The 22,276-nt window shown below is 56.0% G+C and carries 19 protein-coding genes; 12 read left to right on the plus strand and 7 right to left on the minus strand.

Translation table 11 applies throughout. The features are described 5' to 3' along the window. Positions 1-328: 328 nt before the first annotated feature. The 3 genes from ACR0ID_RS11695 (at position 329) to ACR0ID_RS11705 (ending at position 2,710) form a co-directional block, all read left to right on the plus strand. Positions 329-853 carry an RNA polymerase sigma factor gene (locus ACR0ID_RS11695; protein WP_480605558.1) on the plus strand — a complete coding sequence of 175 codons (525 nt, stop codon included), beginning with the start codon at positions 329-331 and terminating at the stop codon, positions 851-853. Beyond that, positions 850-1,587, plus strand: a complete 738-nt coding sequence (locus tag ACR0ID_RS11700; protein ID WP_480605561.1) for an anti-sigma factor — start codon at positions 850-852, stop codon at positions 1,585-1,587. Before ACR0ID_RS11695 ends, ACR0ID_RS11700 begins: the two co-directional genes overlap by 4 nt. A gap of 64 nt (positions 1,588-1,651) precedes the next feature. Continuing rightward, positions 1,652-2,710, plus strand: a complete 1,059-nt coding sequence (locus tag ACR0ID_RS11705) for a helix-turn-helix domain-containing protein (RefSeq protein WP_480605563.1) — start codon at positions 1,652-1,654, stop codon at positions 2,708-2,710. Between the two features lie 42 nt (positions 2,711-2,752). On the opposite strand, the gene ACR0ID_RS11710 is transcribed toward ACR0ID_RS11705, so the two are convergent. The 5 genes from ACR0ID_RS11710 to ACR0ID_RS11730 form a co-directional block, all read right to left on the minus strand. Beyond that, the gene (locus ACR0ID_RS11710) at positions 2,753-4,057 is read right to left on the minus strand and encodes a UDP-glucose dehydrogenase family protein (protein WP_480519756.1); all 1,305 of its coding nucleotides are present in this window, start codon (positions 4,055-4,057) and stop codon (positions 2,753-2,755) included. A 381-nt stretch (positions 4,058-4,438) separates the two neighbouring features. Further along, positions 4,439-5,509, minus strand: a complete 1,071-nt coding sequence (locus ACR0ID_RS11715) for a DUF2793 domain-containing protein (RefSeq protein ID WP_480605566.1) — start codon at positions 5,507-5,509, stop codon at positions 4,439-4,441. Between the two features lie 168 nt (positions 5,510-5,677). Further along, complete coding sequence (locus ACR0ID_RS11720; protein WP_480605569.1) at positions 5,678-7,117, minus strand: mannose-1-phosphate guanylyltransferase/mannose-6-phosphate isomerase; 1,440 nt, start codon at positions 7,115-7,117, stop codon at positions 5,678-5,680. A 71-nt stretch (positions 7,118-7,188) separates the two neighbouring features. Next, the gene (gene galU, locus ACR0ID_RS11725) at positions 7,189-8,082 is read right to left on the minus strand and encodes a UTP--glucose-1-phosphate uridylyltransferase GalU (RefSeq protein ID WP_480519762.1); all 894 of its coding nucleotides are present in this window, start codon (positions 8,080-8,082) and stop codon (positions 7,189-7,191) included. 643 nt (positions 8,083-8,725) lie between these two features. Beyond that, positions 8,726-9,961 (minus strand): lytic murein transglycosylase, encoded by a 1,236-nt coding sequence (locus tag ACR0ID_RS11730; protein ID WP_480605571.1) that lies wholly within the window; start codon positions 9,959-9,961, stop codon positions 8,726-8,728. Positions 9,962-10,146: 185 nt separating this feature from the next. Here ACR0ID_RS11730 and ACR0ID_RS11735 point away from each other — a divergent pair, with 185 nt between their 5' ends. From ACR0ID_RS11735 to ACR0ID_RS11750, 4 genes are read left to right on the plus strand one after another with little or no spacing between them, the layout of a single operon-like run. Further along, positions 10,147-11,106 (plus strand): cytochrome ubiquinol oxidase subunit II family protein, encoded by a 960-nt coding sequence (locus tag ACR0ID_RS11735; protein ID WP_480605574.1) that lies wholly within the window; start codon positions 10,147-10,149, stop codon positions 11,104-11,106. Then, on the plus strand, positions 11,103-13,193 hold the full coding sequence (locus ACR0ID_RS11740; protein WP_480605576.1) for a cbb3-type cytochrome c oxidase subunit I: 2,091 nt from the start codon (positions 11,103-11,105) through the stop codon (positions 13,191-13,193). The genes ACR0ID_RS11735 and ACR0ID_RS11740 overlap by 4 nt, the downstream gene beginning before the upstream one ends. After that, a complete protein-coding gene (locus ACR0ID_RS11745) occupies positions 13,190-13,822 on the plus strand; it encodes a cytochrome c oxidase subunit 3 (RefSeq protein ID WP_480605579.1) in 633 nt (210 codons plus the stop codon). Before ACR0ID_RS11740 ends, ACR0ID_RS11745 begins: the two co-directional genes overlap by 4 nt. Next, the gene (locus ACR0ID_RS11750; protein ID WP_480554864.1) at positions 13,815-14,141 is read left to right on the plus strand and encodes a cytochrome o ubiquinol oxidase subunit IV; all 327 of its coding nucleotides are present in this window, start codon (positions 13,815-13,817) and stop codon (positions 14,139-14,141) included. The genes ACR0ID_RS11745 and ACR0ID_RS11750 overlap by 8 nt, the downstream gene beginning before the upstream one ends. 74 nt (positions 14,142-14,215) lie before the next feature. On the opposite strand, the gene ACR0ID_RS11755 is transcribed toward ACR0ID_RS11750, so the two are convergent. After that, the gene (locus tag ACR0ID_RS11755; protein WP_480605582.1) at positions 14,216-14,917 is read right to left on the minus strand and encodes a GntR family transcriptional regulator; all 702 of its coding nucleotides are present in this window, start codon (positions 14,915-14,917) and stop codon (positions 14,216-14,218) included. A 67-nt stretch (positions 14,918-14,984) separates the two neighbouring features. Here ACR0ID_RS11755 and ACR0ID_RS11760 point away from each other — a divergent pair, with 67 nt between their 5' ends. Next, the gene (locus tag ACR0ID_RS11760; RefSeq protein ID WP_480605585.1) at positions 14,985-15,533 is read left to right on the plus strand and encodes a HutD/Ves family protein; all 549 of its coding nucleotides are present in this window, start codon (positions 14,985-14,987) and stop codon (positions 15,531-15,533) included. On the opposite strand, the gene ACR0ID_RS11765 is transcribed toward ACR0ID_RS11760, so the two are convergent. Continuing rightward, positions 15,530-16,894: a formimidoylglutamate deiminase gene (locus ACR0ID_RS11765; protein ID WP_480605587.1), complete on the minus strand. Its 1,365-nt coding sequence runs from the start codon at positions 16,892-16,894 to the stop codon at positions 15,530-15,532. The genes ACR0ID_RS11760 and ACR0ID_RS11765 overlap by 4 nt on opposite strands. A gap of 82 nt (positions 16,895-16,976) precedes the next feature. Here ACR0ID_RS11765 and hutI point away from each other — a divergent pair, with 82 nt between their 5' ends. The 4 genes from hutI to hutU are packed head-to-tail and all read left to right on the plus strand — an operon-like array spanning position 16,977 to position 22,190. After that, complete coding sequence (hutI, locus tag ACR0ID_RS11770) at positions 16,977-18,185, plus strand: imidazolonepropionase (protein WP_480605590.1); 1,209 nt, start codon at positions 16,977-16,979, stop codon at positions 18,183-18,185. After that, entirely contained in the window at positions 18,182-19,720 is a 1,539-nt protein-coding gene (gene hutH, locus ACR0ID_RS11775) for a histidine ammonia-lyase (RefSeq protein ID WP_480605593.1), read from the plus strand. Before hutI ends, hutH begins: the two co-directional genes overlap by 4 nt. Continuing rightward, on the plus strand, positions 19,717-20,511 hold the full coding sequence (gene hutG, locus ACR0ID_RS11780) for an N-formylglutamate deformylase (protein ID WP_480605595.1): 795 nt from the start codon (positions 19,717-19,719) through the stop codon (positions 20,509-20,511). Before hutH ends, hutG begins: the two co-directional genes overlap by 4 nt. Continuing rightward, positions 20,508-22,190, plus strand: a complete 1,683-nt coding sequence (gene hutU, locus ACR0ID_RS11785; RefSeq protein ID WP_480494235.1) for a urocanate hydratase — start codon at positions 20,508-20,510, stop codon at positions 22,188-22,190. The genes hutG and hutU overlap by 4 nt, the downstream gene beginning before the upstream one ends. The last annotated feature ends 86 nt before the right edge of the window (positions 22,191-22,276 follow it).

Here is a 22,276-nt window from a genome sequence, read left to right on the forward strand (position 1 = left end):
CCAACATCCAAACACGCTAAATAAGACCTAACCCTCAAACCCGCAACCAATACCAAATACTCAAGCAATCCAATACCGCAATCGAACGGCTTATGTGCTTTGGAACACCATGCCTTTGGTCGAAACCAATACAACTGCCGCAAATGGCCAGTATCCAACACCCAGTTGGTTGCAGAAACAGGCGCTGCAACAATTACAGACGCAAACGTGACTGCTTGGAGCAGGAGTTTCGTTTCATTTCATTGCTAAATATGGCAATTCTGCCCTTGCGGGTCCGATCCGCGATTGAGAAACACAAGCAGGTCGCGATCATTCGATGAGAGCTGAGATGACTTCTGAACAAGCCGTCCGCGATGCGGTTCAGACGCATTCGAAGCGTGTCTGGCGGTTTGCGCTGGCATTATCGGGTGCCTCGGATGTAGCCGACGATTTGTTGCAGGCCACATGTTTGCGCGCGCTTGAACGACATCATCAGGTGACGTCGCATAACCGTCTGGACAGCTGGTTGATGACAATCTGCCGGTCGATCTGGCTGAATGAGCTGCGTTCGCGGTCGGTTCGGAACGCGCAGGCGCTGTCGGTGACCCCCGAAGCGGATCTGGTTGCAACGGGACCAGACACAGAAACGAATATTTTCGCGGCTGAAGTGTTTAATCAAGTGATGCAGTTGCCTGAGGCACAGCGCGAAGCGGTAATGCTCGTCTTCGTTGAGGGGTACAGTTATCGCGAAGCAGCTGCCTTGTTGAAGGTTCCAATTGGCACGATCATGAGCCGGCTTTCGAATGCCCGGCAGAAACTTAAAACCGTGATGCAGATTGATGCAGCGGACACCGCGCGACGGAGTGGCAAATGACGTTTTCCGACGAGACGCTTCTAGCGTATCTGGAAGGCAGCCTGGACGAGGCTCAGACCCGCGCTATTGAGGCTGCGGTTGAAGATGACGCTACGTTGGAACATCGTCTGATGGCGCTGGATCCGTTTGCGCTAGTTGTTCGGGGCGTTTTTGAGAACCTGCCCGCTGAAGCGCCGAAGGTGGACCTGCCGGAAAAAACGACGCGGCCCGGCATTAACGGGTTTCTGCGTCTTGTTGCGGTGGCTGCCAGCGCGGCGTTTGCAGCCGTCGCCGTAACATTCTGGGCCACCCGGCCAGCAGATTTAAGCTGGGCCCAGCAGGCCGCGATCTATCAATCACTTTACGTGCCGGAAACGATTGCATCGCTGGACAGTTCGGACGCGTCGCTGGCCAAGCAATTTGCAATGGCCGAAGCTGAGTTAGGACGATCGCTGAATCAGGACATACTGGAAGCACTGCCAGGGTTGGAGCTGAAGCGTGCGCAGGTTCTTTCATTCAAAGGCAAGCCCTTGATCCAAGTGGTTTTTGCTGATGATCAGGGTCGACCACTTGCCTTCTGTGTTATTCGCCAAGGACCGAATGCCCCAAGTACCGACGTCCAACTATCGGTCTTGAGCGGTTTGGCAACTGCAAAGTGGGAGCAAGGCGGTTATGGATATATGCTGTTGGGCAGTTCCCCGCATACGGATTTAAGCGCTGAACTGGAAGTGTTGACCCGTACATTCTCGGGCTGATGGAAAACCCTTGTGAACAGTTGCAAATGCCCGAAGAATGCCGGGTATGACGTCGAAGAAAACCATGCCCCTTCCAGAAGACGAGGTCGATGATCTTGGCCCAGCCAGTATCTATGACGGCGATCCGGCAGAAGAGGACGACCCTTGGTTTTTGCCCCCGGACCAGGACGTGGAGGAAGATTTCTTTCTGCCTGGTCCCCGATCAGATCAGCGCCCGTTGTTCGATCCGCGCGATTGGCATTCGGCACAATCAGAATTGTCGGCAGAGCTTGCTGATCTTGCCCTGACCTTTGGCGCTCTGGATGAGCGGCTGCGTTCGGGGCCTGAGGGGTGGACGCACCGTTTGGCACTTATGGAAACGTCCGATCTGGGGTGGTGGACAGGGGATCGGGTCAGCGTAGACCGCCTGGCTTTGTGGACGGGTCTGAGGATCGGCGCGACCCACGATGACGTGCAGGCGCTGTTTCGGGCAGGTTGGGCCGTGCGCCGTCTGAGCTCAGGCGCAGGCCCGGCTACAGGTGGGTGGGAAAGCGGGTTGACCGCGTTTCTCGACCGTCTGGCTCAGGGCTCTGATGCGACGCCCGAAGCGATCGTTGATCTGGCCGAAGTCATGCAGAATGCTGAAAGGTTGCACCCGGTAACACAATCGGCGATCGCGTTTCATGCTTGGCGAGCTATATCGCAGGGCGTCGGACACGACACCGAGGCGGCAATCATCGCAGCGCGGCACGCGGCTTCGATGGGGCGGGGCGGCGCAATGTTCATGCCACTGGCGTTGTCTGGTCCGGGTGCGTTGCGCGGAACGGGTGGGCCGACGGAAAAGTTAGGGTCTTGGATACAGGGAGCCGGGCAAGCCGTTCTTGCGGCCTTGCTGCACCTCGACCGGATCAGTGCCTGGGAGGGCAAGGCGCGCGACGCGACGCAGGATTTGAGCGGTCGCACCCCCCCGCGTATGATTGATGCTCTGGCGGCGTGGCCCATGGTCTCGGCCCCGCTTGCGGAAGAACTTACCATTTCTTCGCGCGCGGCGGTTCAGCGGAATTTTGACCTGTTCACCCGGAGAGGTCTGGTGCGTGAAGTCACCGGCCAAGGCCGTTACCGGGTCTGGACTGCCGCACTATGATCCGTCAACCACTTGAAGATGCGTGCGGCGGGAAGCACACTTTCAGCGCCCAACGCCGACATAGGTGTCAAATCCTGACTTCAGCGCCGTAGTTTTCGAGTAGATGTTGCGCAGGTCAACCATCCTGGCTGATTTCATTGACGCTGCAATTTCGGAAAGGTTCAGCGCGCGGAACTCATTCCATTCCGTCAGCAGCACAACAACATCCGCGCCCCGCGCGGCGATATACGGATCGTCGCACCATTCGACGCCCGGCAAAAGCGCTTCTCCTTCAGATTTTCCCTGCGGGTCAACAACGCGCACCTTTGCGCCTCCGCCTATCAGGGCGGGAACGATGGACAGTGATGGCGCGTCGCGCATATCGTCTGTGTTGGGTTTGAACGTGACACCCAGAACTGCCACGGTCTTGCCGTTGAAATGATCGTCACATGCGTCACGAATTTTCTCGATCATCCGCTTCTTGATTTCGTCATTAACGCGGATGACGGTCTCGGTGATCTGCATCGGATGCGCGTGGTCCTGCCCGATCCGCGCCAACGCGGCCGTGTCTTTTGGAAAACATGAACCACCGTAGCCGGGTCCCGCATGCAGAAATTTGTTGCCGATCCGCCCGTCAAGGCCGATGCCGCGCGCAACTTCTTTAACATCCGCGCCAACTTTTTCGCACAGTCCTGCGATTTCATTGATGAAGGTGATCTTGGTCGCCAAAAACGCGTTGGCGGCGTATTTAATCATCTCGGCACTTTCCAGATCGGTGGTTAGGATCGGGAAGTCGCGCAGATACAGAGGGCGATATATTTCTGCCATCACTTCGGCTGCGCGGTCGTTTTCCACGCCGACCACGACGCGGTCCGGGCGCATGAAATCGTCGATTGCCGCGCCTTCGCGAAGGAATTCAGGGTTCGAAGCCACGTCGAATTCGGCCTGGGGGTTGGCGGCCTTGACTGTTTCCTGCACTTTTCTGTTTGTTCCGACGGGCACAGTCGATTTTGTGACGATAACGGTATACCCGGTGACAGCCTGAGCGATTTCTTCCGCCGCTGCCATCACATAGGTCAGATCCGCATGGCCGTCTCCACGCCGGGTTGGCGTTCCAACTGCAATAAAGATAGCATCCGCGCCGTCCACTGCGGCTGCAAGATCGGTTGTAAAGCTCAGACGGCCAGCCGCGACGTTTCGTGCCATCAGCACGTCCAGACCCGGTTCATAAATAGGCACCTGTCCGGCTTTGAGCATATCGATCTTCTGCTCAGCCTTATCAACGCAAATCACATCATGACCGAAGTCCGAGAAACACACACCGGACACAAGGCCCACATAACCTGTGCCGATCATTGCAATGCGCATCTGCCAAATCCTTTTTTACCAATTACTATCAACTGCGCGGGCACAATCGAAGAATCCAGGGCCGGTTTCAATGATTTACAGGTATGGCTGTTGAGTTCCCACGTTTTCTTGTTGTTTTTGAGGCAATAAGTGCTGGAAAGGAGTTTCTAAAGTCCGTCGTGCAGCGCAGAAACTGTTGAATCACGGCCATTGTCAGCTAAGAAGATACGATTCTGGGCATGGATCAGTAATAAACAGCCACCAGGCGTGTGGTGTTGCGTCGCTCGCTTTTCGCCCGGAGCAAGGCGTCTGTGGCGGGTCCAATGAAATCGGTGATTGCTAAAGAAATGGGTCGACTACACAAAAAAACCGCCTGAACCACAGTTCAGGCGGCAGCTGTACTCAGAACCAGCGCCCTATGGCGATGACACCTGGTGAAAAAGCGACTGCATCCGAAGTTGAGGAGAGGGCTTTGCAGGTAACTTGAGTGTTTCCGGGCACATCAAACCCGATGAAGCGATTATTAGCTCCAGCGCTGCCACTAACGCTCGGCGCAGAGGAAAATGGCGCTGGGTAGTCCCACGTCATTGCAGCGCTTGCGAATAATGCGCCTTCAGCGGTCGTACATGCGACAGGAAGCAACACGGCGGTGCAAATCATGGTTCCATCAGCAAAACGCGTGAAATCGCCACTGGCATTACTTCCGCGCTCTATGACCGCACCGGTTGGTGTGCCGCCAACTTCTGATACCGCCCCCAGAAGGTTGCCCGGCCCATAGCCGTAGTCGGCACGCATCAGGCGACCCGGAGTGGTATCCGTCATATTACCCTGAATAGCTGCACCAGCCGCTGTTCCGGTCGTAGGGTCAAAAGTCAGAGCTTCCGTCCAGGTACCTCCGTCAGGGGACACTTTAATTGAGAACCCCGTACTTCCGGATAACCCCATTTCAGCGTGGCCGGTCCAGTTCGACTGAAACACCAGCGATGCCGTATCGCTGGCACCCGCCTTGTTGATCTTCAGCTGATGCCCGCCGCCCTCGTGGCTCAGAAGCGTGGCCGGGCTTCGGACAGACAAGCGATTCGTAACGTCCGAACTTGTCGCCACCCCGATACCATCCAGGTTCTGAGTATTGACGGGCAAGGGCAGCCAGTCAGACCCATTCCAGAACTTCAGTTCACCAGTGGCTTCGTCCCAGGCACGCCAGCCCGCATACGGGGTCAAGAAATGCCAGGCGTTGTCCAGCCATGCGGCAAGCTCTCTTGCATGTCCGGCCCAGTCCCCGGTGGGGGTGGCGCCCAGAGCATAGATATCGCCCTGCTCGGGGACTACGGGCGGGGTGCTGGCATTGGTCGTCTGTACTGAAAGTTGAACGACCAGATCAAGCTGTCGCAGTGCTTCATTGTGGATGACGTGTTTTTGGGCCTGCGAAGGTTGCAGAAAAGGCAGGTGCAGTCTGGGTGAGATCTGTGACACGGGGGGCCTCCTGTGGCTGTCGGTCCGAAAATCGGTTGCGCGCCACCCTGCCGTAAGGCGCGTCAATCTCGTCTGACCTGGCCGACCGCACAGGAAATGATCTGTTAACCTGAGTATCTCCGGGGATAAGCCGACCCGAGTATGGCCTGTGGAGAACTATGTCGCCGCTTAATCCCGGGCATAAATGTCTTCATATCGAATGATGTCATCTTCGCCTAAATAGGTGCCGGTCTGCACTTCGATCAATACCATGGGCACCTTGCCAGGGTTCTCCATCCGGTGCACAGCACCCAGCGGGATATAGACTGACTGGTTTTCACTGACCAACCGTTCCTGATCATCGATTGTGACCTTGGCGGTGCCCTCTACCACAATCCAATGCTCGGACCGGTGGTGATGGGACTGCAGGCTGAGCGCTGCGCCCGGATGCACATGGATTCGCTTGACCTGAAATCTGTCACCGATCACGAGGCTCTCAAACCAGCCCCAGGGGCGGTGATCGACCGGAAGCGTATCTGCCTGTTTGGCCCCTTTTGCCTTTAAGGCAGCAACAGCCTGCTTGACGTCCTGGGCTTTATCCATGCTGGCAACCAGCACAGCATCTGGCATCGCAACTGCGATAACGTTCTCAAGCCCCATTGCCACCACTTCCTGCGCTGGCGATTCTGATCGTATCAGAACGTTGCGGCAGTCGATTGTGGTTACTTCCCCATGTGTCGCTATGTCATTTTCATCAGGATCTGACAATTCTTGAACAGCCGTCCAACTGCCAACATCAGACCAACCTGCGGAATAGGGAACCACGCTGAGGTTGGGAGCTTTTTCCATGACCGCATAGTCGATCGATATGTCATCGACGTCAGCCCAAGCTGAAGGATCCAATCTCAGGAACCCCAAATCTGTCTTTGCGCTGTCGACGGCCTTTTGGACAGGTGCAACAAGGGTGCTAGCGTACTTTTCATATGCGGCAACGATGTCACGTGTCGCAAACAGGAAGATGCCGGAGTTCCACAGGTAACGGCCATCTTTCACCATCGCCTGCGCCGCTTCCAGATCCGGTTTCTCCACGAACCGATCCAGGCGAACTGCACCCTCGGACGCGTCTGGGGCGTCGTTCAGCTTTAAGTAGCCATACCCGGTTTCGGGCCGAGTGGGCGTGATGCCAAATGTCACCAGATCGCCTCGTTCGGCAATTGCGCGCACGCCTATGTCGACTGCCTGATGAAAAGCCGCCTTGTTTGGAAGCACATGATCTGAAGGTGCAACCAGCATGATGGCATCCGGATCACGTAAGGCAAGGTACAACGCAGCCGCCAGTACGGCAGGGGCCGTGTTGCGCCCTTCAGGCTCAATCAGGATCGGGCCGGGGGCGATCCCCACAGCTGTCAACTGTTCAGGGACAATAAACCGAAAGGCATCGTTGGTTAGAACCAGTGGTTTGGCATAGGGCGCATGCGAGGGCCCAAGCATCCGGTCGGCACAATCTTGTAAAAGACTGGTTTTGCCGACAAGTGGGACGAATTGCTTGGGATAGCTTTTGCGCGACAGGGGCCACAAACGCGTTCCTGAACCACCACACAGGATGACTGGATAGACCGTTCTGTTCATACGCGTGCCCCTGAATTGCTGATGACCAACGATATTTTTCAGTTCTTTTTGTGGAATGAGTGATCCCTTGGCTACTGGGCCGCTTTTCCAGTTGCAACGATGTCATTCAGATACTGGCTCAGGTCATCACGCAGGTCGTCACGGGCAAGGGCAAAGGAAACGGTTGCTTGCAGAAAACCGGATTTTGAGCCGCAGTCGAAACGCTGCCCGTCGAACTTGTAGCCAAAAACGGGCACGCCGGATGCGATATCTTCGGCGATTGCATCAGTCAGTTGGATTTCACCGCCGCTTCCGGTTTTCATTGCGTTCAGGTTGTTCAACACGGAAGGTCGAAGAATATAGCGCCCGATAACGGCCAAATTGGATGGCGCTTTCGATGGTTCAGGCTTTTCAACCATGCTCTTGGCCGGAATGACCGGGCCGATACTGTCGACAACATCCAGCACGCCATACGAACTTGTCTTTTCTGGCGGAACCTCCATCGTTGCCACCATGTTGCCGCCCGTTTCCTCATAGGCTTCGACCATTTGTTGCAGACATGGTTTGTCTGCAGCAATCACATCGTCAGGCAACATAACGGCAAAAGGTTCATCGCCTATCAAGCGGCGCGCGCACCAAACGGCGTGGCCCAGACCCAAGGCTTTGTGTTGGCGGATATAGGCGATCGCGCCGCTTTCCATATTGGTCTTGTTCAGGATATCGAGAAGCTTGTTTTTCCCTTTGGCCATTAGTTCCTGTTCGAGGACGAGGTTATGGTCAAAGTAATCTTCAAGCGCGGATTTCCCGCGAGACGTCACAAAGATGAACTCTTTGATCCCAGCGGCGCGGGCTTCATCGATTGCATATTGCACCAGGGGGCGGTCCACCAACGTCATTATCTCTTTCGGAACGGACTTGGTTGCCGGCAAAAACCGGGTTCCCATTCCCGCCACTGGAAAAACTGCTTTGGTGACTTTGCGTGTCATGGTGCCTCTCAAATCAAAACTTGGCCAGTAAAACAGAAAACATCCGGAATGTCCTCTTAGTCTTCAAAACCGTGTCAATCAATCATGCCCAGTGTGCCGGCTGTTATTGACCAAATCGTGCCACCTTGGTCCAGACGAGTCAAAAGCCGACTCCGTTGTTTCCTGTATACAAGGCCCGAACGACAGTTCCCAGCGACCCTTCCCTTACAACTCTGTGCCAAAAATCTGGCGACGATTTGTCGATCACGGAAAGTTGATATTTTGGAGCAGCATCACTTGCCTTGAAAAGCCCCCGAACGGAGTTCCGCGTGCCTTTCTTTGGATGGGCATATCGCCTTGTTATGACAAGTAGTTTTGGACTGCGCGGTCAAAAAGAACTCAGATGGAAGGGATTGCGTAACTGGAATTAACACGGCTCACTTAGTCGCAAGTTGCGTCAAGTAACGTGTCTTAAGGGCACAAGTAACCCGTCGGCAAACATCCGAGCTTCTTGGAAATACATGATCTGACGCATCAAGTCCGTTTTTGAAAGAGCAACAATATGGTCGAAATCATTAAGATTGATGATAAATGCGGTCTGTTGCGACCGGCGATAAGATGCTTAAGCAAGTCGAGAGCGACCGTTCAACGCATGCTTGGTGCCTTATCGGGCCAGTTTCGTTGTCATCGAGGCTTCAGGAAAGCAGGTAGGTGCAACACCCATCGTTTCCTGCCATCTGCCTATTGAACGGCGGGTTTTGAAACCTGGCAAGCCGTCAACGCCTCCGACATCGTACCCCAAGCTTTCCAGCGCGCCCTGCATCTTTGCGATGTCAGAACGGTAAAAACCGCCGACCTTGCCCCACCGCCCTGCAAAATCGTCGCTTTCAAATTGGATTCTGTCACCGACATGGCCGACGAACAAAGCATACAGATCGCTTTTGTTGTATTCCTTCAGAACGTAAAAATTTGGAGTGACAAGAAAAGCAGGACCAAATCGTCCTGCTGGCATCATCAGGTAACCTACCCCCTTCATCTCGTGGGCTGGAAAAGGTTTGCCAGAGACCCGGTTTATGCCCATCGCTTCCCACTGCTGAATTGACTGCCCCTGGTCGGGTCCTTCCAATGTACATGAAACGGTTGCCGGCACAGACACTTCGAAACCCCAGTCACGCCCGGCGATCCAGCCGTGCTTTTTCAGGTAGTTGCCAATCGAAGTGATTGTATCATCGGATGACCCCCAGATATCGACCTGTCCATCGCCGTTGCCATCTGCGGCGTAATCCAAATAGCTTGATGGCATGAACTGGGGTTGCCCTAACGCGCCTGCCCAACTGCTTTTCATTTGCCGGGCTGGCAGGGGCCCCGCTTCTGCGATTTGCAGAGCTGCGATAAGCTCGGCCGTGAAGTATTCCGCGCGTGTGCTCATGAATGCCTTGGTCGACAGAACCCTGAACGCATCATGGCGGATTGGCACCTGCCCATAGCCGCTTTCTCTGCCCCAGATTGCCAGAATGATACGAGCAGGAACGCCAGTATTGCTTTCGACTTTGGCAAGAATCGCAGAGTGTTGCTTTGCCATCCTGCGCCCGACAGACGTTGCACCCTGAATTGACCCCGTATTGAAATACCGGCTGGGCGAGCCAAATTCGGCTTGTTTTTGCGCCTTGGGCGTTTTGCGTTTATGCCCGGGCGGAACCAGATCCGGCAGGTCCCAGTTCAGAGTAACACCGGAAAACGCCTGTTGCAGTGTGTTGCGTGAAACACCTTTGGCCTGCGCCTTGGGCCAGATCGTCTCCAACAGCCACGACTGAAACTGGCGTTCAATTGCTGCACGATCCTGTGCCAGTGCGGTCTGGGACAGAAGGATCAATCCTAGAGTGACAAGCAAAGTACGCATTGACGATTTTTCTGTCCCGACTGGCCTTGCAAGTCAACGGGAAGATGCCGCGCGACCCGTCGCTGTTTATACCCAAAGTTGAAAGAAAGCTGAGGATGGCAATTTGTGGTTCGGAAAACTCTTGAGAAATTTCACCCACTTGCCGATAGTTGGATGGGATCGAGATGAGGAGAGGACAGTCAGCTGTGGCACAAGTCGTTTCGTCCAATCCATCCTTGCTCAGACTTGCCGCTGTGTTCCTGTTGATCGCTTCGGTGCAACCAGCTTTGGCCAGCGACAGCTTTATGGACCCGCAAGGCCCGATAGCGGTAGTTCAGAAAACGCATTTGCTTCGCGCGACCGTATTGATCCTGTTGGCCGTTATCCCGGTACTGGTGCTGGTCCCGATAATAGCGTTTCGGTATCGCCGCCGAAGCAACCGCATTGCGCCTTACGCACCGAATTGGGATTTCTCGGCCAAGCTGGAATTTGTCATGTGGGGCGTGCCTGTAATAATCGTGGCCCTGCTGTCCTTTTATCTTTGGCAGGCGACGCATCGGCTTGACCCGTATTCGGCACCGTTTGGTGAGGATCCGGCGCTGCGGGTTCAGGTTGTCGGTCTGGATTGGAAATGGCTGTTTCTGTACCCCGATCTCGGGATCGCCACAGTGGGAGAGTTTGGAATTCCGACAAAGCGGCAAATTGCATTGTCGCTGACGACCGATACCGTAATGCAGTCTTTTATGATACCCGCGCTGGCTGGGCAGATTTATGCGATGCCGGGCATGACCACCCAGTTACATCTTGTCGCGGATGCGCCGGAAGTGATGCAGGGCGAAAACACTCAGTACAACGGACGGGGCTTTACCAAGCAGAAGTTCCGCACTATCGCAATGAGTGGTGAGGATTTCGACGCTTGGGTCGAAAAAGTGCGTAACAACAGCATCCAACTAGATAAGGCAAACTATCGGAAACTGGCCATGCGGACTGACAGGGATGAAGTTCAGGCCGCTTTGGGAACATCTCGGATGCCGGATGATGCGCTCTACTTCACAATAGAAGACGACCTGTTCCGGAATATCCTGAGCCGCTACCACAGCGGTCAGCCTTTACCGATCGAGCTACAGCCTGGAACTGCATCATTTGGGCAGGAGGCGCAAAAATGACGCCGACCGAGACAGGTTTCTTCGGGCGTCTGAGTTGGGACGCTCTTCCGATTGCCGGGTTGATCCAGAACCCAAATACTAATGAGATCGTGGCCAATACAGCCGCAGCTGTTGTGATTATTGGCGTTGTTGTTGTCGTAGGATTGTTGAGCTGGTTTCGTCTGTGGACACCCCTGTGGCGCGATTGGCTGACCAGCGTCGATCACAAGAAGATCGGTGTCATGTATATCGTCTTTGCCATCGTGATGCTGGCACGCGGTGTGCTTGAAGGCGTTGTCATGCGCGCGCAGCAGGCTTCCGGGCCCGGCGACGGTTTCCTCGAAGCCGAACATTTTGCCGAGCTTTTCAGCACTCACGGCACAATCATGGTCTTCTTTGTTGCCGTTCCCTTTGTCTTTGGTGTTGCGAATTACATCGTCCCGCTGATGATCGGTGCGCGCGATGTGGCGTTCCCGCGACTAAACCAGATTAGTCTGGGCCTTACGGTTTCGTCAGGCATGATGCTGATGGTTTCGCTGGTGGTTGGAGAGTTCTCGACCGGCGGCTGGACAGCCTATCCACCGTATACCGGCGCAACGTTCAATCCCGGTGTTGGACCGGATTACTGGATCTGGGCAATCGTTGTTTCGGGCATTGGCACCTCACTGACCGGTATCAATTTTGCTGTAACGATCTACAAGTTGCGCGCGCCGGGCATGACGTTCATGCGGCTGCCGATGTATTGCTGGACAATCATTTGCAGTTCGATCTTGATCGTCTTTGCTATGCCGCCTTTGAGTGTCGCCGCGCTGATGCTTGCCGCTGATCGCTATCTTGATTTCCACTTTTTCACAAACGACCTCGGTGGCAACATGATGAACTATGCCAATCTGTTTTGGCTGTTCGGCCACCCCGAGGTTTACCTGCTGGTTTTGCCTGCTTATGGCATCTATTCCGAGGTGTTTGCGACCTTCTCGGCCAAACGGCTTTATGGCTACAACTCGCTTGTCATTGCGACCATGTCGATCGCCGTGTTGTCGTTCACAGTTTGGCTGCACCACTTTTTCACCATGGGTCAAAGCACGTTGATCAACGCGGTATTTGGTATCGCGACCATGCTGATTGCCATCCCAACCGGCGTGAAAGTCTATGACTGGATGGCGACGTTGTGGCGGGGACGCATTCGGTTCTCGGTGCCGATGCTTTATGGGCTATCATTTTTGATGCTGTTTGCCATCGGCGGGCTGAGCGGCGTGATCCTGGCAAATCCCACCGTAGACTACCAGGTTCACAATACGCTGTTTTTGGTAGCTCATTTCCACAACGCGTTATTGCCTGGCGTGTTGTTCGGATTGTTGGCGGCATACAATTACTGGTTCCCCAAGGCCTTTGGATTCCGACTGAACGAATTCTGGGGCCGGGTTTCTGTTTATTGCTGGACCGGGGGGTTTTTGCTGACATTCATGCCTCTCTACTTCGTCGGGCTGTTGGGCATGCCGCGCCGATCTTTCAGCTATAGCGATCCGTCTTTCCACCCTTTCATGATCGTGGCCATCATCGGAGCGATTGTTATTACCTGTGGATTGTTCTCGGTCCTGATCCAGCTATGGGTCAGCATTCGTGACCGCGACCAAACCCGTGTTCCGGTTGGGGATCCCTGGGATGGTCGCACATTGGAATGGTCTATCCCTTCACCGCCTCCCGCTTATAACTTTGCGATCATCCCCAAGGTTTCGGATCGGGATGAGTTCACGGCACAGAAGGCAAAAGGAACGGCCTATCCAACACCAGACGCTTATGAAGATATCGAACTGCCCCGAAACACGGGAATTGGCTTTGTTCTGTGCGTTCTCAGTGGCATATGGATGTTTGCGCTGGTCTGGTGGATCTGGTGGCTTGCGGCGTTAATGACGGTTTTGATGATCCTTGTGGTGATCATCTGGACATTTGATGACAGTACAGAACTCACCATCCCCGCGGAAGAGGTGCGAAGGGACCACGAAGCCTGGCTGGCATTGGTCCACAGCGAAGCGGCGGTTGATCGCGATTATGAAACTTCTCCGGAAAACCGCGGCCTTGCCCGCCCGGATCTGGAGGTGGCGACATGAAGCGCGCGCCCACTCACAGCTATCCCGGTATCAATCTAGGGGAACATCACGCCAATGCCCACAAGGCAACCGAGGTTGTCACCTTTGGGTTCTGGGTCTTCTTGATGAGCGATCTGGTCTATTTTGGCCTGATGTTTGCGATTTACATAACGATGATCGATGCGCAGGCAGGTGGCCCCGGCCCGCACGAGTTGTTTGATCTGAAAAGTGTCTTTGCGCAGACCCTGATACTGCTGACCAGCAGCCTGACAGTGGGTCTTGCCATGCTGGCGTTGAAGTACAACCTGCCGCGCGGTCGCATTGTCTTATGGTTTAGCGTCACTCTTGCGCTTGGGCTTGGTTTTCTGGTGCTTGAAGTGCGCGACTTCATGGCTATGGCGGATAAAGGCGGCATTCCGCAGCGCAGCGGTTTTCTGTCGGCTTTTTTCGGGTTGGTCCCACTGCATGGTTTGCACGTTGCGACTGGATGCCTTTGGCTGATCGTTTTGGGTATCCAGCTGCGCGTCAAGGGTATGACGGATGTGGTTATCTCGCGCGTGGTGCGGCTGGCGTTGTTCTGGCATTTTCTCGATCTGATCTGGATTGGGATCATTACCATCGTGTATTTCGGAGGTCTGACCTATGGATAAGCGCTCTGAAATGCATCGTCGCGAGCGTCGGCGCTATGTGATCGGGTATGGTGGCTCACTTTTGTTGACCTTGGCGATGTTTGGCGTGGCGCAGGTTTATGGGATTGAAACGGTTGGTGTTTACCTGACCATCGGGTTGCTTGGATTGGCACAGCTTGTGTTGCAGCTTGTCTACTTCCTGCATATCGACCGTCGGCGCAGCAGCCGCGAAGATCTGCACCTGGTGCTGTTTTCGACACTGGTTCTGATGATCATGATCCTTGGCACCATCTGGGTTCTGGGCAGTCTGGCCACCCGAATGCACATGCACTTGATGTAGTGCGTACTTGAAACAAGCGGGGTAGCGGATCGAGATTTTGGCATTCGGCGGGATCACCAATAACGAATACGGCCTCAGTACGTAGTCCGCATTTGATACCCCTGATGAAAGGTCATGCGCACAAAGGTGACCGGGGTTTTTCGAAACCACGTTGTCCGCTCCAACTGGAACAAAGGGGTGCCGGGCGGAACGGAAAGAAAATCCTGAAGCGGACCGGTTGCCGGAACAGCCGAGAATGCAATTTCCGCGTTCGAAAAAGGAACCTCGGCCAGCAACCATTCGTTAGGACCGGTGGTCAGAAAGTCTTCATCCATGACGTGCGGTACTGCGGCGGTATTGATCCATCGCTCCTCGAACTGGAAGGGGCGATTGTCTGCATGGTGCATACAGCGCAAATGCAGAATTTGCGTGCCCTCGGGCAGTCCGAGTTTGGCTTGTAGCCATGCCGGACAATCTACCAGCGTACGGCTGACCAACGCATACCGGTATTCTGCATTCATTTCTTCAATGGTTTGCCGGACAACCGCAATCGGCAATCTGGCCTGTTTGACCGGTGTTGTGACCACACGCGTGCCGCCTTTGCGTTTCCGTGTAACAATACCCTGATCAGCGAGTTCACGCAGAGCGCGATTGACAGTTGCGCGAGCACAACCGAATTCGGCGGCAAGCTCCAGTTCGGTAGGCAGCAAGCTGCCTTGCGGCCAGATTCTGGTCTGGATGCGATTTAAAACTTCATCGCGGACATCCTGGAAGCCGGTGTTTTTCTGCCCGTTCACATTGTGCTCACTATATTTTTTGAACTTATTAGTATTATGTCTAGGTTAACGGTGAGATGCAAAGAATTTGACCCAGAACCTTATCAGATTGCAGGATTGCGCGGTTACGCAATGGGCCAATGGTGGCGGTATAACAACCGAACTTGCCGCGAAGCGGGTCGGCGAGCACGTCGCCTGGCGTATTAGTGTGGCCCGGATCGATCGGGATGGGGCATTTTCCCGATTTCCAGGGATGTCGCGCGTACACACGATCATCGAAGGGGCAGGGCTTGATTTGCTCGGCGATAGCGGCGTTTTAACGGCACGCCTTTTGCTGCCGCTTTCGTTCGACGGGGCGCTCGCGCTGAATGCGCGGCTGTTGGACGGGCCGTGTCGTGCGTTCAATGTGATCTACGATCCAAAGGACGTCGTTGTGGTAGTGAACGTTTTTGCAAATGATCAGGAATTCGAGGGGGCGGCGGGCGAGTTTATCTTTGTCGCCTCGGGAATGGCCCATATGTCAGACAAAACGCCTCTGGTGGCCGGAGACGCAATGACGCTGAACGCCGCCGTTACGGTCAGGCCCGCTGCTGGTGCCAAGATCCTTCGCGTGAGTTTCAATAAGGCCCCCAGCTAAAGCTCAGCCAGAAGCTCACCTATTGCCCGTTTGTAGTTACGCGCGACCTTATCCCTCATGACGTGATACCCGTTTTGAACCTGATGTCGGCCTGCGGACCAAAGATCAGTAACGACATTATCTTTGGCGGCAAAGACAAGACCATCCAGCAACTGCTGGGGCTGTAATGCGCAAAGGGCAGGGGCTTGGCTGTCAATGGCGACAAGATCAGCCAGCATTCCTTCGGCAATTTGCCCCGCATTGCGGCCTAGCGCCTGCGCGCCGCCAATAGCTGCGCCGCGGTAAAGGGTTTGTCCGACAGAACCTTCACCAACCACCAGCACGTTACGTGACAGGTCGCGCAGTCGTTGCGAATATTCGAGTGTGCGGAGCTCTTCGGTCATGGAAATCAACACGTTGGAGTCTGATCCCACGCCAAAAGCGCCGCCTGCATTCAAATAGACAGGGCCATTGAAAGGCCCATCGCCCAGGTTGGCTTCTGTCACCGGGCACAGACCGGCAACGGCATTGCTGTGGGCCATGGCGCGAGTCTCTTCGTCGGTCATATGGGTTGCGTGGATCAGGCACCAGTTGGAATCAACCGGGGCATTATCCAGCAGCCATTCGACCGGACGCGCGCCAAGGCCAGCCTGCACTTCCTCAACCTCTCTGGGTTGTTCAGCAATGTGGATATGGATCGGACCGGAAATTTGTGATGCCACCACCTGCGCTATATCGCGCGGACACGTGGCGCGCAGGGAATGTGGCGCGATGCCGACGCGACAGTCGTCGGGAAGATTGCCGAGCGCTTCCCGCGCCTGAGCGACAAGTTCGCAAAAACGGCCCACATCATTGCCAAAGCGTCGCTGCCCGGCCTCCAGCGGTTTTTCTCCAACTCCTGCATAGCTGTACAGAACGGGCAGATGGGTCAGGCCAATTCCGGTCTCGGCGGCGGCGGCCATGATCCGGTAGCTGAGTTCGCAAAGCCTGTCATAGGGCTGCCCGTCCGGTTGGTGGTGCAGATAATGGAATTCCCCGACCGACGCGTACCCGGCCTCCTGCATCTCAACATAGACTTGCGCGGCGATGGCCTGAATTTGGTCAGGGCTCAGGTGGGCTGTGAAACGATACATCAGATCGCGCCAAGTCCAGAAACTGTCACGGCCAGCCAACCGATATTCGGTCATTCCCGCCATGGCGCGCTGAAAGGCATGGCTGTGAAGGTTGCCCAAAGCGGGCAGGAGAGTGTCAACGCAGGTGTCGCCGTTTTGCGCGACCGCGTCGGTTGTCAGATGCGCGATACGACCATTCTTGATCTCGACTCGCAGGTTTTCTGCCCAGCCGGCTGCCAGAAAGGCCCGTTTTGCGAATATGACCGTCATTCCTACCTCCGGTTTTATGAATAGACATATGCCATAAAGACCTGTACCAGAAAAGAGAGAATTGCACCGAAGAGGGATTCGAATGCAAACCCACGATCATCTGTTCACAGATCTGCACGCCGCTACCATGGTTGGTGCGGATGCATACGGATTGATCGAAGACGCGGCGATTGCCTTGCGTGGGGGCCAGATTGCATGGGTCGGTCCGAAGGCGCAGTTGCCGGAAGAATACGCGACATTCTCTCAAACTTCGCTGGACGGGCGGCTGGTGACGCCGGCTCTGATCGATTGCCATACCCATGTAGTGCATGGCGGCCACCGCGCGGCTGAGTTCGAGATGCGCCTTAACGGTGCCAGCTATGAAGAGGTGGCCCGCGCGGGCGGAGGTATTGTTTCGACCGTGAAAGCCACGCGTGCGGCCAGTAAAGAGGATTTGATTGCGCAGGCCCTGCCGCGCGTGGACGCGATGATCGCCGAAGGGGTTTCGGTGATCGAGGTCAAATCGGGCTATGGGCTTGATCGTGAAACTGAGCTGACCATGCTGCGAACCGCGCGGGCCTTGCAGGAAAGCCGCCCGGTGCGCATTGTAACCAGCTTTCTGGGCGCTCATGCTGTGCCCGCCGAGTATGAAGACCGGCCCGAGGCTTATATCGACGAAGTCTGCATTCCGACGCTCCGCGCGGCTCATGCCGAGGGTTTGGTAGACGCAGTGGACGCCTTTTGCGAAGGGATTGCCTTCCTGCCCGACCAACTGGTGCCACTGTTTGACGTTGCCAAGGAACTAGGACTGCCGGTCAAACTGCATGCTGAACAACTGTCCAACCTGGGTGGTGCGAAACTTGCCGCACGCTATGGTGCGCTTTCTGCCGACCACATTGAGTATCTGGACGAAAGCGGTGTCAAAGCCATAGAAGCGGCAGGCACGGTGGCTGTGATTCTGCCCGGGGCTTTCTACACCCTGCGCGAGACGCAACAACCGCCAATTGATCTGTCGCGCAAGTACGACGTGCCAATGGCCCTTGCGACCGACTGCAATCCGGGCTCGGCTCCGATGACGTCGCTTCTGCTTGCGATGAACATGGGGTGCACCTTGTTTCGAATGACACCCGAGGAAGCATTGAAAGGTGTCACCGTAAATGCCGCGCGTGCACTGGGCCTGAGAGACTGCGGCAGGATCGTCCAAGGCCTGCGGGCGGATCTGGCTGTCTGGAATGTCAATCACCCGGCCGAGCTTGCCTACCGCATCGGTTTTAATCCCCTTCACGCCCGCATATTCGGAGGCGCATTTTGACCACTCTGACGTTAACTCCCGGCGCTGTGTCTCTGGCGCATCTGGAACAGGTTTTTCGCCAAGAATGCGCCGTTCGGCTGAACCCGGATTGCAGGCCTGCCATAACTGCGGCGCACGCTCGCATCATTGAGGCGGCGACTGGTGAAGCCGCCGTTTACGGGGTCAATACGGGCTTTGGAAAACTGGCAAGCGTCAAGATCGCGGCCAGGGATACCGCGACGCTGCAACGCAACCTGATCCTGTCCCATTGCTGTGGCGTCGGACCAGCGATCCCGCGTGCAGTTGCGCGGCTCATGATGGTGCTCAAACTGCTCAGCCTCGGACGTGGCGCGTCGGGTGTGCGACTGGAACTGATTGACCTGCTGGAAGCGATGCTTGCCGCAGGCGTGACACCGGTGATCCCGGCACAAGGGTCTGTTGGCGCTTCGGGTGATCTGGCACCGCTTTCGCACATGGCAGCCGTCATGATGGGCGAGGGCGAGGCTGAGTTTGGCGGTACCGTCATGTCTGGCGGCGACGCACTGACAGCGGCAGGTTTGACCCCGGTCGAACTTGGTCCCAAGGAAGGTCTGGCGCTGATCAACGGTACTCAGTTTTCGACGGCATTTGCGCTGGCGGGGCTTTTCGGCGCTTGGCGGGCGGCGCAAAGTGCCTTGGTCACTTCAGCCCTGACAACTGATGCGATCATGGGGTCTACCGCACCTTTGCAGCCCGAAATTCACGCATTGCGTGGTCACCGGGGCCAGATCGAAGCGGGCGCAACCATGCGCGCGCTACTGGCTGGGTCCGTCATTCGCGAAAGCCACCGGGACGGTGATACGCGGGTTCAGGACCCGTACTGCATCCGCTGCCAACCACAGGTTGTTGGTGCCGCGATGGATGTGCTGCGTCAGGCTTCAGTGACGCTGGAAACCGAGGCTAACGCCGCCACCGATAACCCTCTGGTTCTGGCCGAGGCCGGGTTGATCGTATCAGGCGGAAACTTTCATGCAGAACCGGTCGGGTTTGCCGCCGACATGATTGCTCTGGCAGTGGCCGAGATCGGGGCGATTGCGCAGCGACGCATCGCGCTGATCGTCGATCCGGTGCTCAGCTTTGATTTGCCTCCGTTTTTGACTCCCAACCCCGGTTTGAACTCTGGCCTGATGATTGCCGAAGTCACGACAGCCGCACTGATGAGCGAAAACAAGCATCTGGCCAATCCTTGCGTCACGGATTCAACACCGACTTCGGCCAATCAGGAAGATCACGTGTCAATGGCCGCCCATGGCGCGCGGCGGCTGGGGCAAATGGTGACCAATCTGGAGCGTATCCTTGGGGTCGAGTTGCTGTGTGCAACGCAAGGGGTTGAATATCGCGCGCCGCTGCCAACCAGTGAAAGCCTTCAAGGTGTCATGGCGCGCCTGCGTTCGGTTGTACCGGCGTTAGAAGATGACAGATACATGGCAAATGACATCGAAGCAGCCTCGGCCCTTATTGCAAGCGGTGAGATTGCCGAAAGCACCGGTGTGGCCATGCCAGAGCTTGGCGCATGACTGCTCCGGTCGAGGTTGTTCAGGGTGGTAGTCCAATTGTTTTGGGCCTGCCTCACACGGGCACTTATGTGCCTGCGGCGATTGATGCCAAACTGAATGCTCGGGGTCGGGCGCTGACAGATACGGATTGGCACATCCACATGCTCTACGACGGGCTTTTGCCCGGTGCTACCACGGTGCGGGCCGCCTTTCATCGCTATGTGATCGATGCCAATCGTGACCCAGGCGGTACTTCTCTTTACCCTGGCCAAAACACGACGACCTTGGTGCCGCTTACGGATTTCGACGGGCAGGATATCTGGGACATCCTTCCAACTGAAAAAGATACCATTGAACGACGTGACGCATTTCATGCGCCATATCATGCCGCTTTGCTGGCCGAACTGGAAAGGGTGAAGGCGATCCATGGCATCGCTGTGCTGTATGATTGCCACTCAATCCGCAGTCACATTCCTTTTCTGTTCGACGGCGTTTTGCCCGACATGAACATTGGAACAAATAACGGGATGACCTGTGCACCGGAAATCGAAACAATTGCACATGAATTCGCCTCTTCATCCCCTTTCAGCACCGTTTTGAACGGGCGCTTCAAAGGCGGGTGGACGACACGGCACTACGGACGCCCGGATAACGGTATTCACGCGATCCAGATGGAGCTGGCGCAGTCGACCTACCTGACATCAGAAACGCCACCCTGGACTTTTGACGCCGCCAAAGCCACCCGTCTCCGGCGTTGGTTGAAAGACATTCTAGACGTCCTCAATGACACAGCATTGGAGCTTGCCCGATGACCGATCCTCGCAAAAACACCCGTGACATCTTTCCGCCCACCGGACCTGAACTGAACGCCAAAAGCTGGATGACCGAAGCGCCGTTGCGGATGATGATGAATAACCTGCATCCTGACGTGGCCGAAAACCCGCATGAGCTGGTGGTCTATGGCGGGATTGGCCGCGCGGCGCGGACGTGGAAGGATTTTGACACCATCGTTGCCAGCCTGAAAGATCTGGAAGAGGATGAAACTCTGGTCGTCCAGTCCGGCAAGCCGGTTGCCATTGTTCGCACCCATAGCGATGCACCCCGCGTATTGATTGCAAACTCGAACCTTGTGCCGCACTGGGCCAATTGGGACCACTTCAACGAGCTCGATAAGAAAGGTCTGATGATGTACGGCCAGATGACCGCTGGCTCGTGGATCTATATTGGTACACAGGGCATCGTGCAGGGCACATATGAAACCTTTGCCGAGGCCGGACGTCAGCACTATGGCGGTGACCTGACAGGTAAGTGGATCCTGACCGGGGGGCTGGGTGGAATGGGCGGCGCGCAGCCTCTGGCCGCTGTCTTTGCAGGGGCTTGTTGTCTGGCCGTGGAATGCAACCCGGACAGCATCGACTTTCGCTTGCGCACCAAATATCTGGACGAGAAAGCCGAGACGCTGGATGAAGCGCTGGCATTGATTGATCGCTGGACCAAGGCGGGCGAAGCGAAATCTGTTGGTCTGTTGGGAAATGCCGCTGAAATCTTCCCGGAAATTTACGCTCGGATGCAAGCTGGCGGGATGCGCCCCGATATTGTCACGGATCAGACCAGTGCCCACGATCCGGTAAATGGCTACCTGCCGCTTGGTTGGACCATGGCGCAATGGAAAGACAAGCGCGAAAGTGACCCGAAGGCGGTCGAAAAGGCTGCACGTGCTTCGATGAAGCAGCACGTCGCTGCAATGGTGGACTTCTGGAACGCGGGCGTGCCGACGTTGGATTACGGTAACAACATCCGACAGGTTGCGCAGGATGAAGGGTTGGAGAACGCCTTTGCCTTCCCCGGCTTCGTGCCCGCCTATATTCGCCCGCTGTTTTGTCGGGGTATCGGACCCTTCCGCTGGTGTGCGTTGTCCGGCGACCCTGAAGATATCTACAAGACCGACGCCAAAATGAAGGAACTGTTCCCCGACAATACCCATCTGCACAACTGGTTGGACATGGCGCAGGAGCGTATTGCGTTTCAGGGCTTGCCAGCGCGGATCTGCTGGATCGGGCTGGGAGATCGCCACAAGGCTGGGCTGGCGTTCAACGAGATGGTTAGAAACGGCGAATTGAAAGCTCCGGTCGTCATCGGCCGAGACCATCTCGACAGTGGCTCTGTTGCCTCACCCAACCGCGAGACCGAGGCGATGAAGGACGGTTCGGATGCTGTTTCGGACTGGCCGCTGCTGAACGCGCTTGTCAATACGGCGTCGGGTGCGACCTGGGTTTCGCTGCATCATGGTGGCGGGGTTGGTATGGGCTTCAGCCAGCATGCGGGCGTCGTCATCTGTGCAGACGGAACAGATGCCGCGGCCAAGCGACTGGAACGGGTGCTCTGGAATGATCCCGCGTCAGGTGTCTGGCGTCACGCGGACGCAGGGTACGAGGACGCGAAAGCCTGCGCGCGTGAACATGGGCTGCGATTGCCGGGCATTTTGGGCTGACTACCACGCCAACCTTTGTTTTGTCGGTTTGCCTTAGCGCTAACGTCACATTTTCCGGTTTCGAACCGGTACTGTTTCGGCTAGGG

The organism is Ruegeria sp. AL2, from assembly GCF_056540845.1.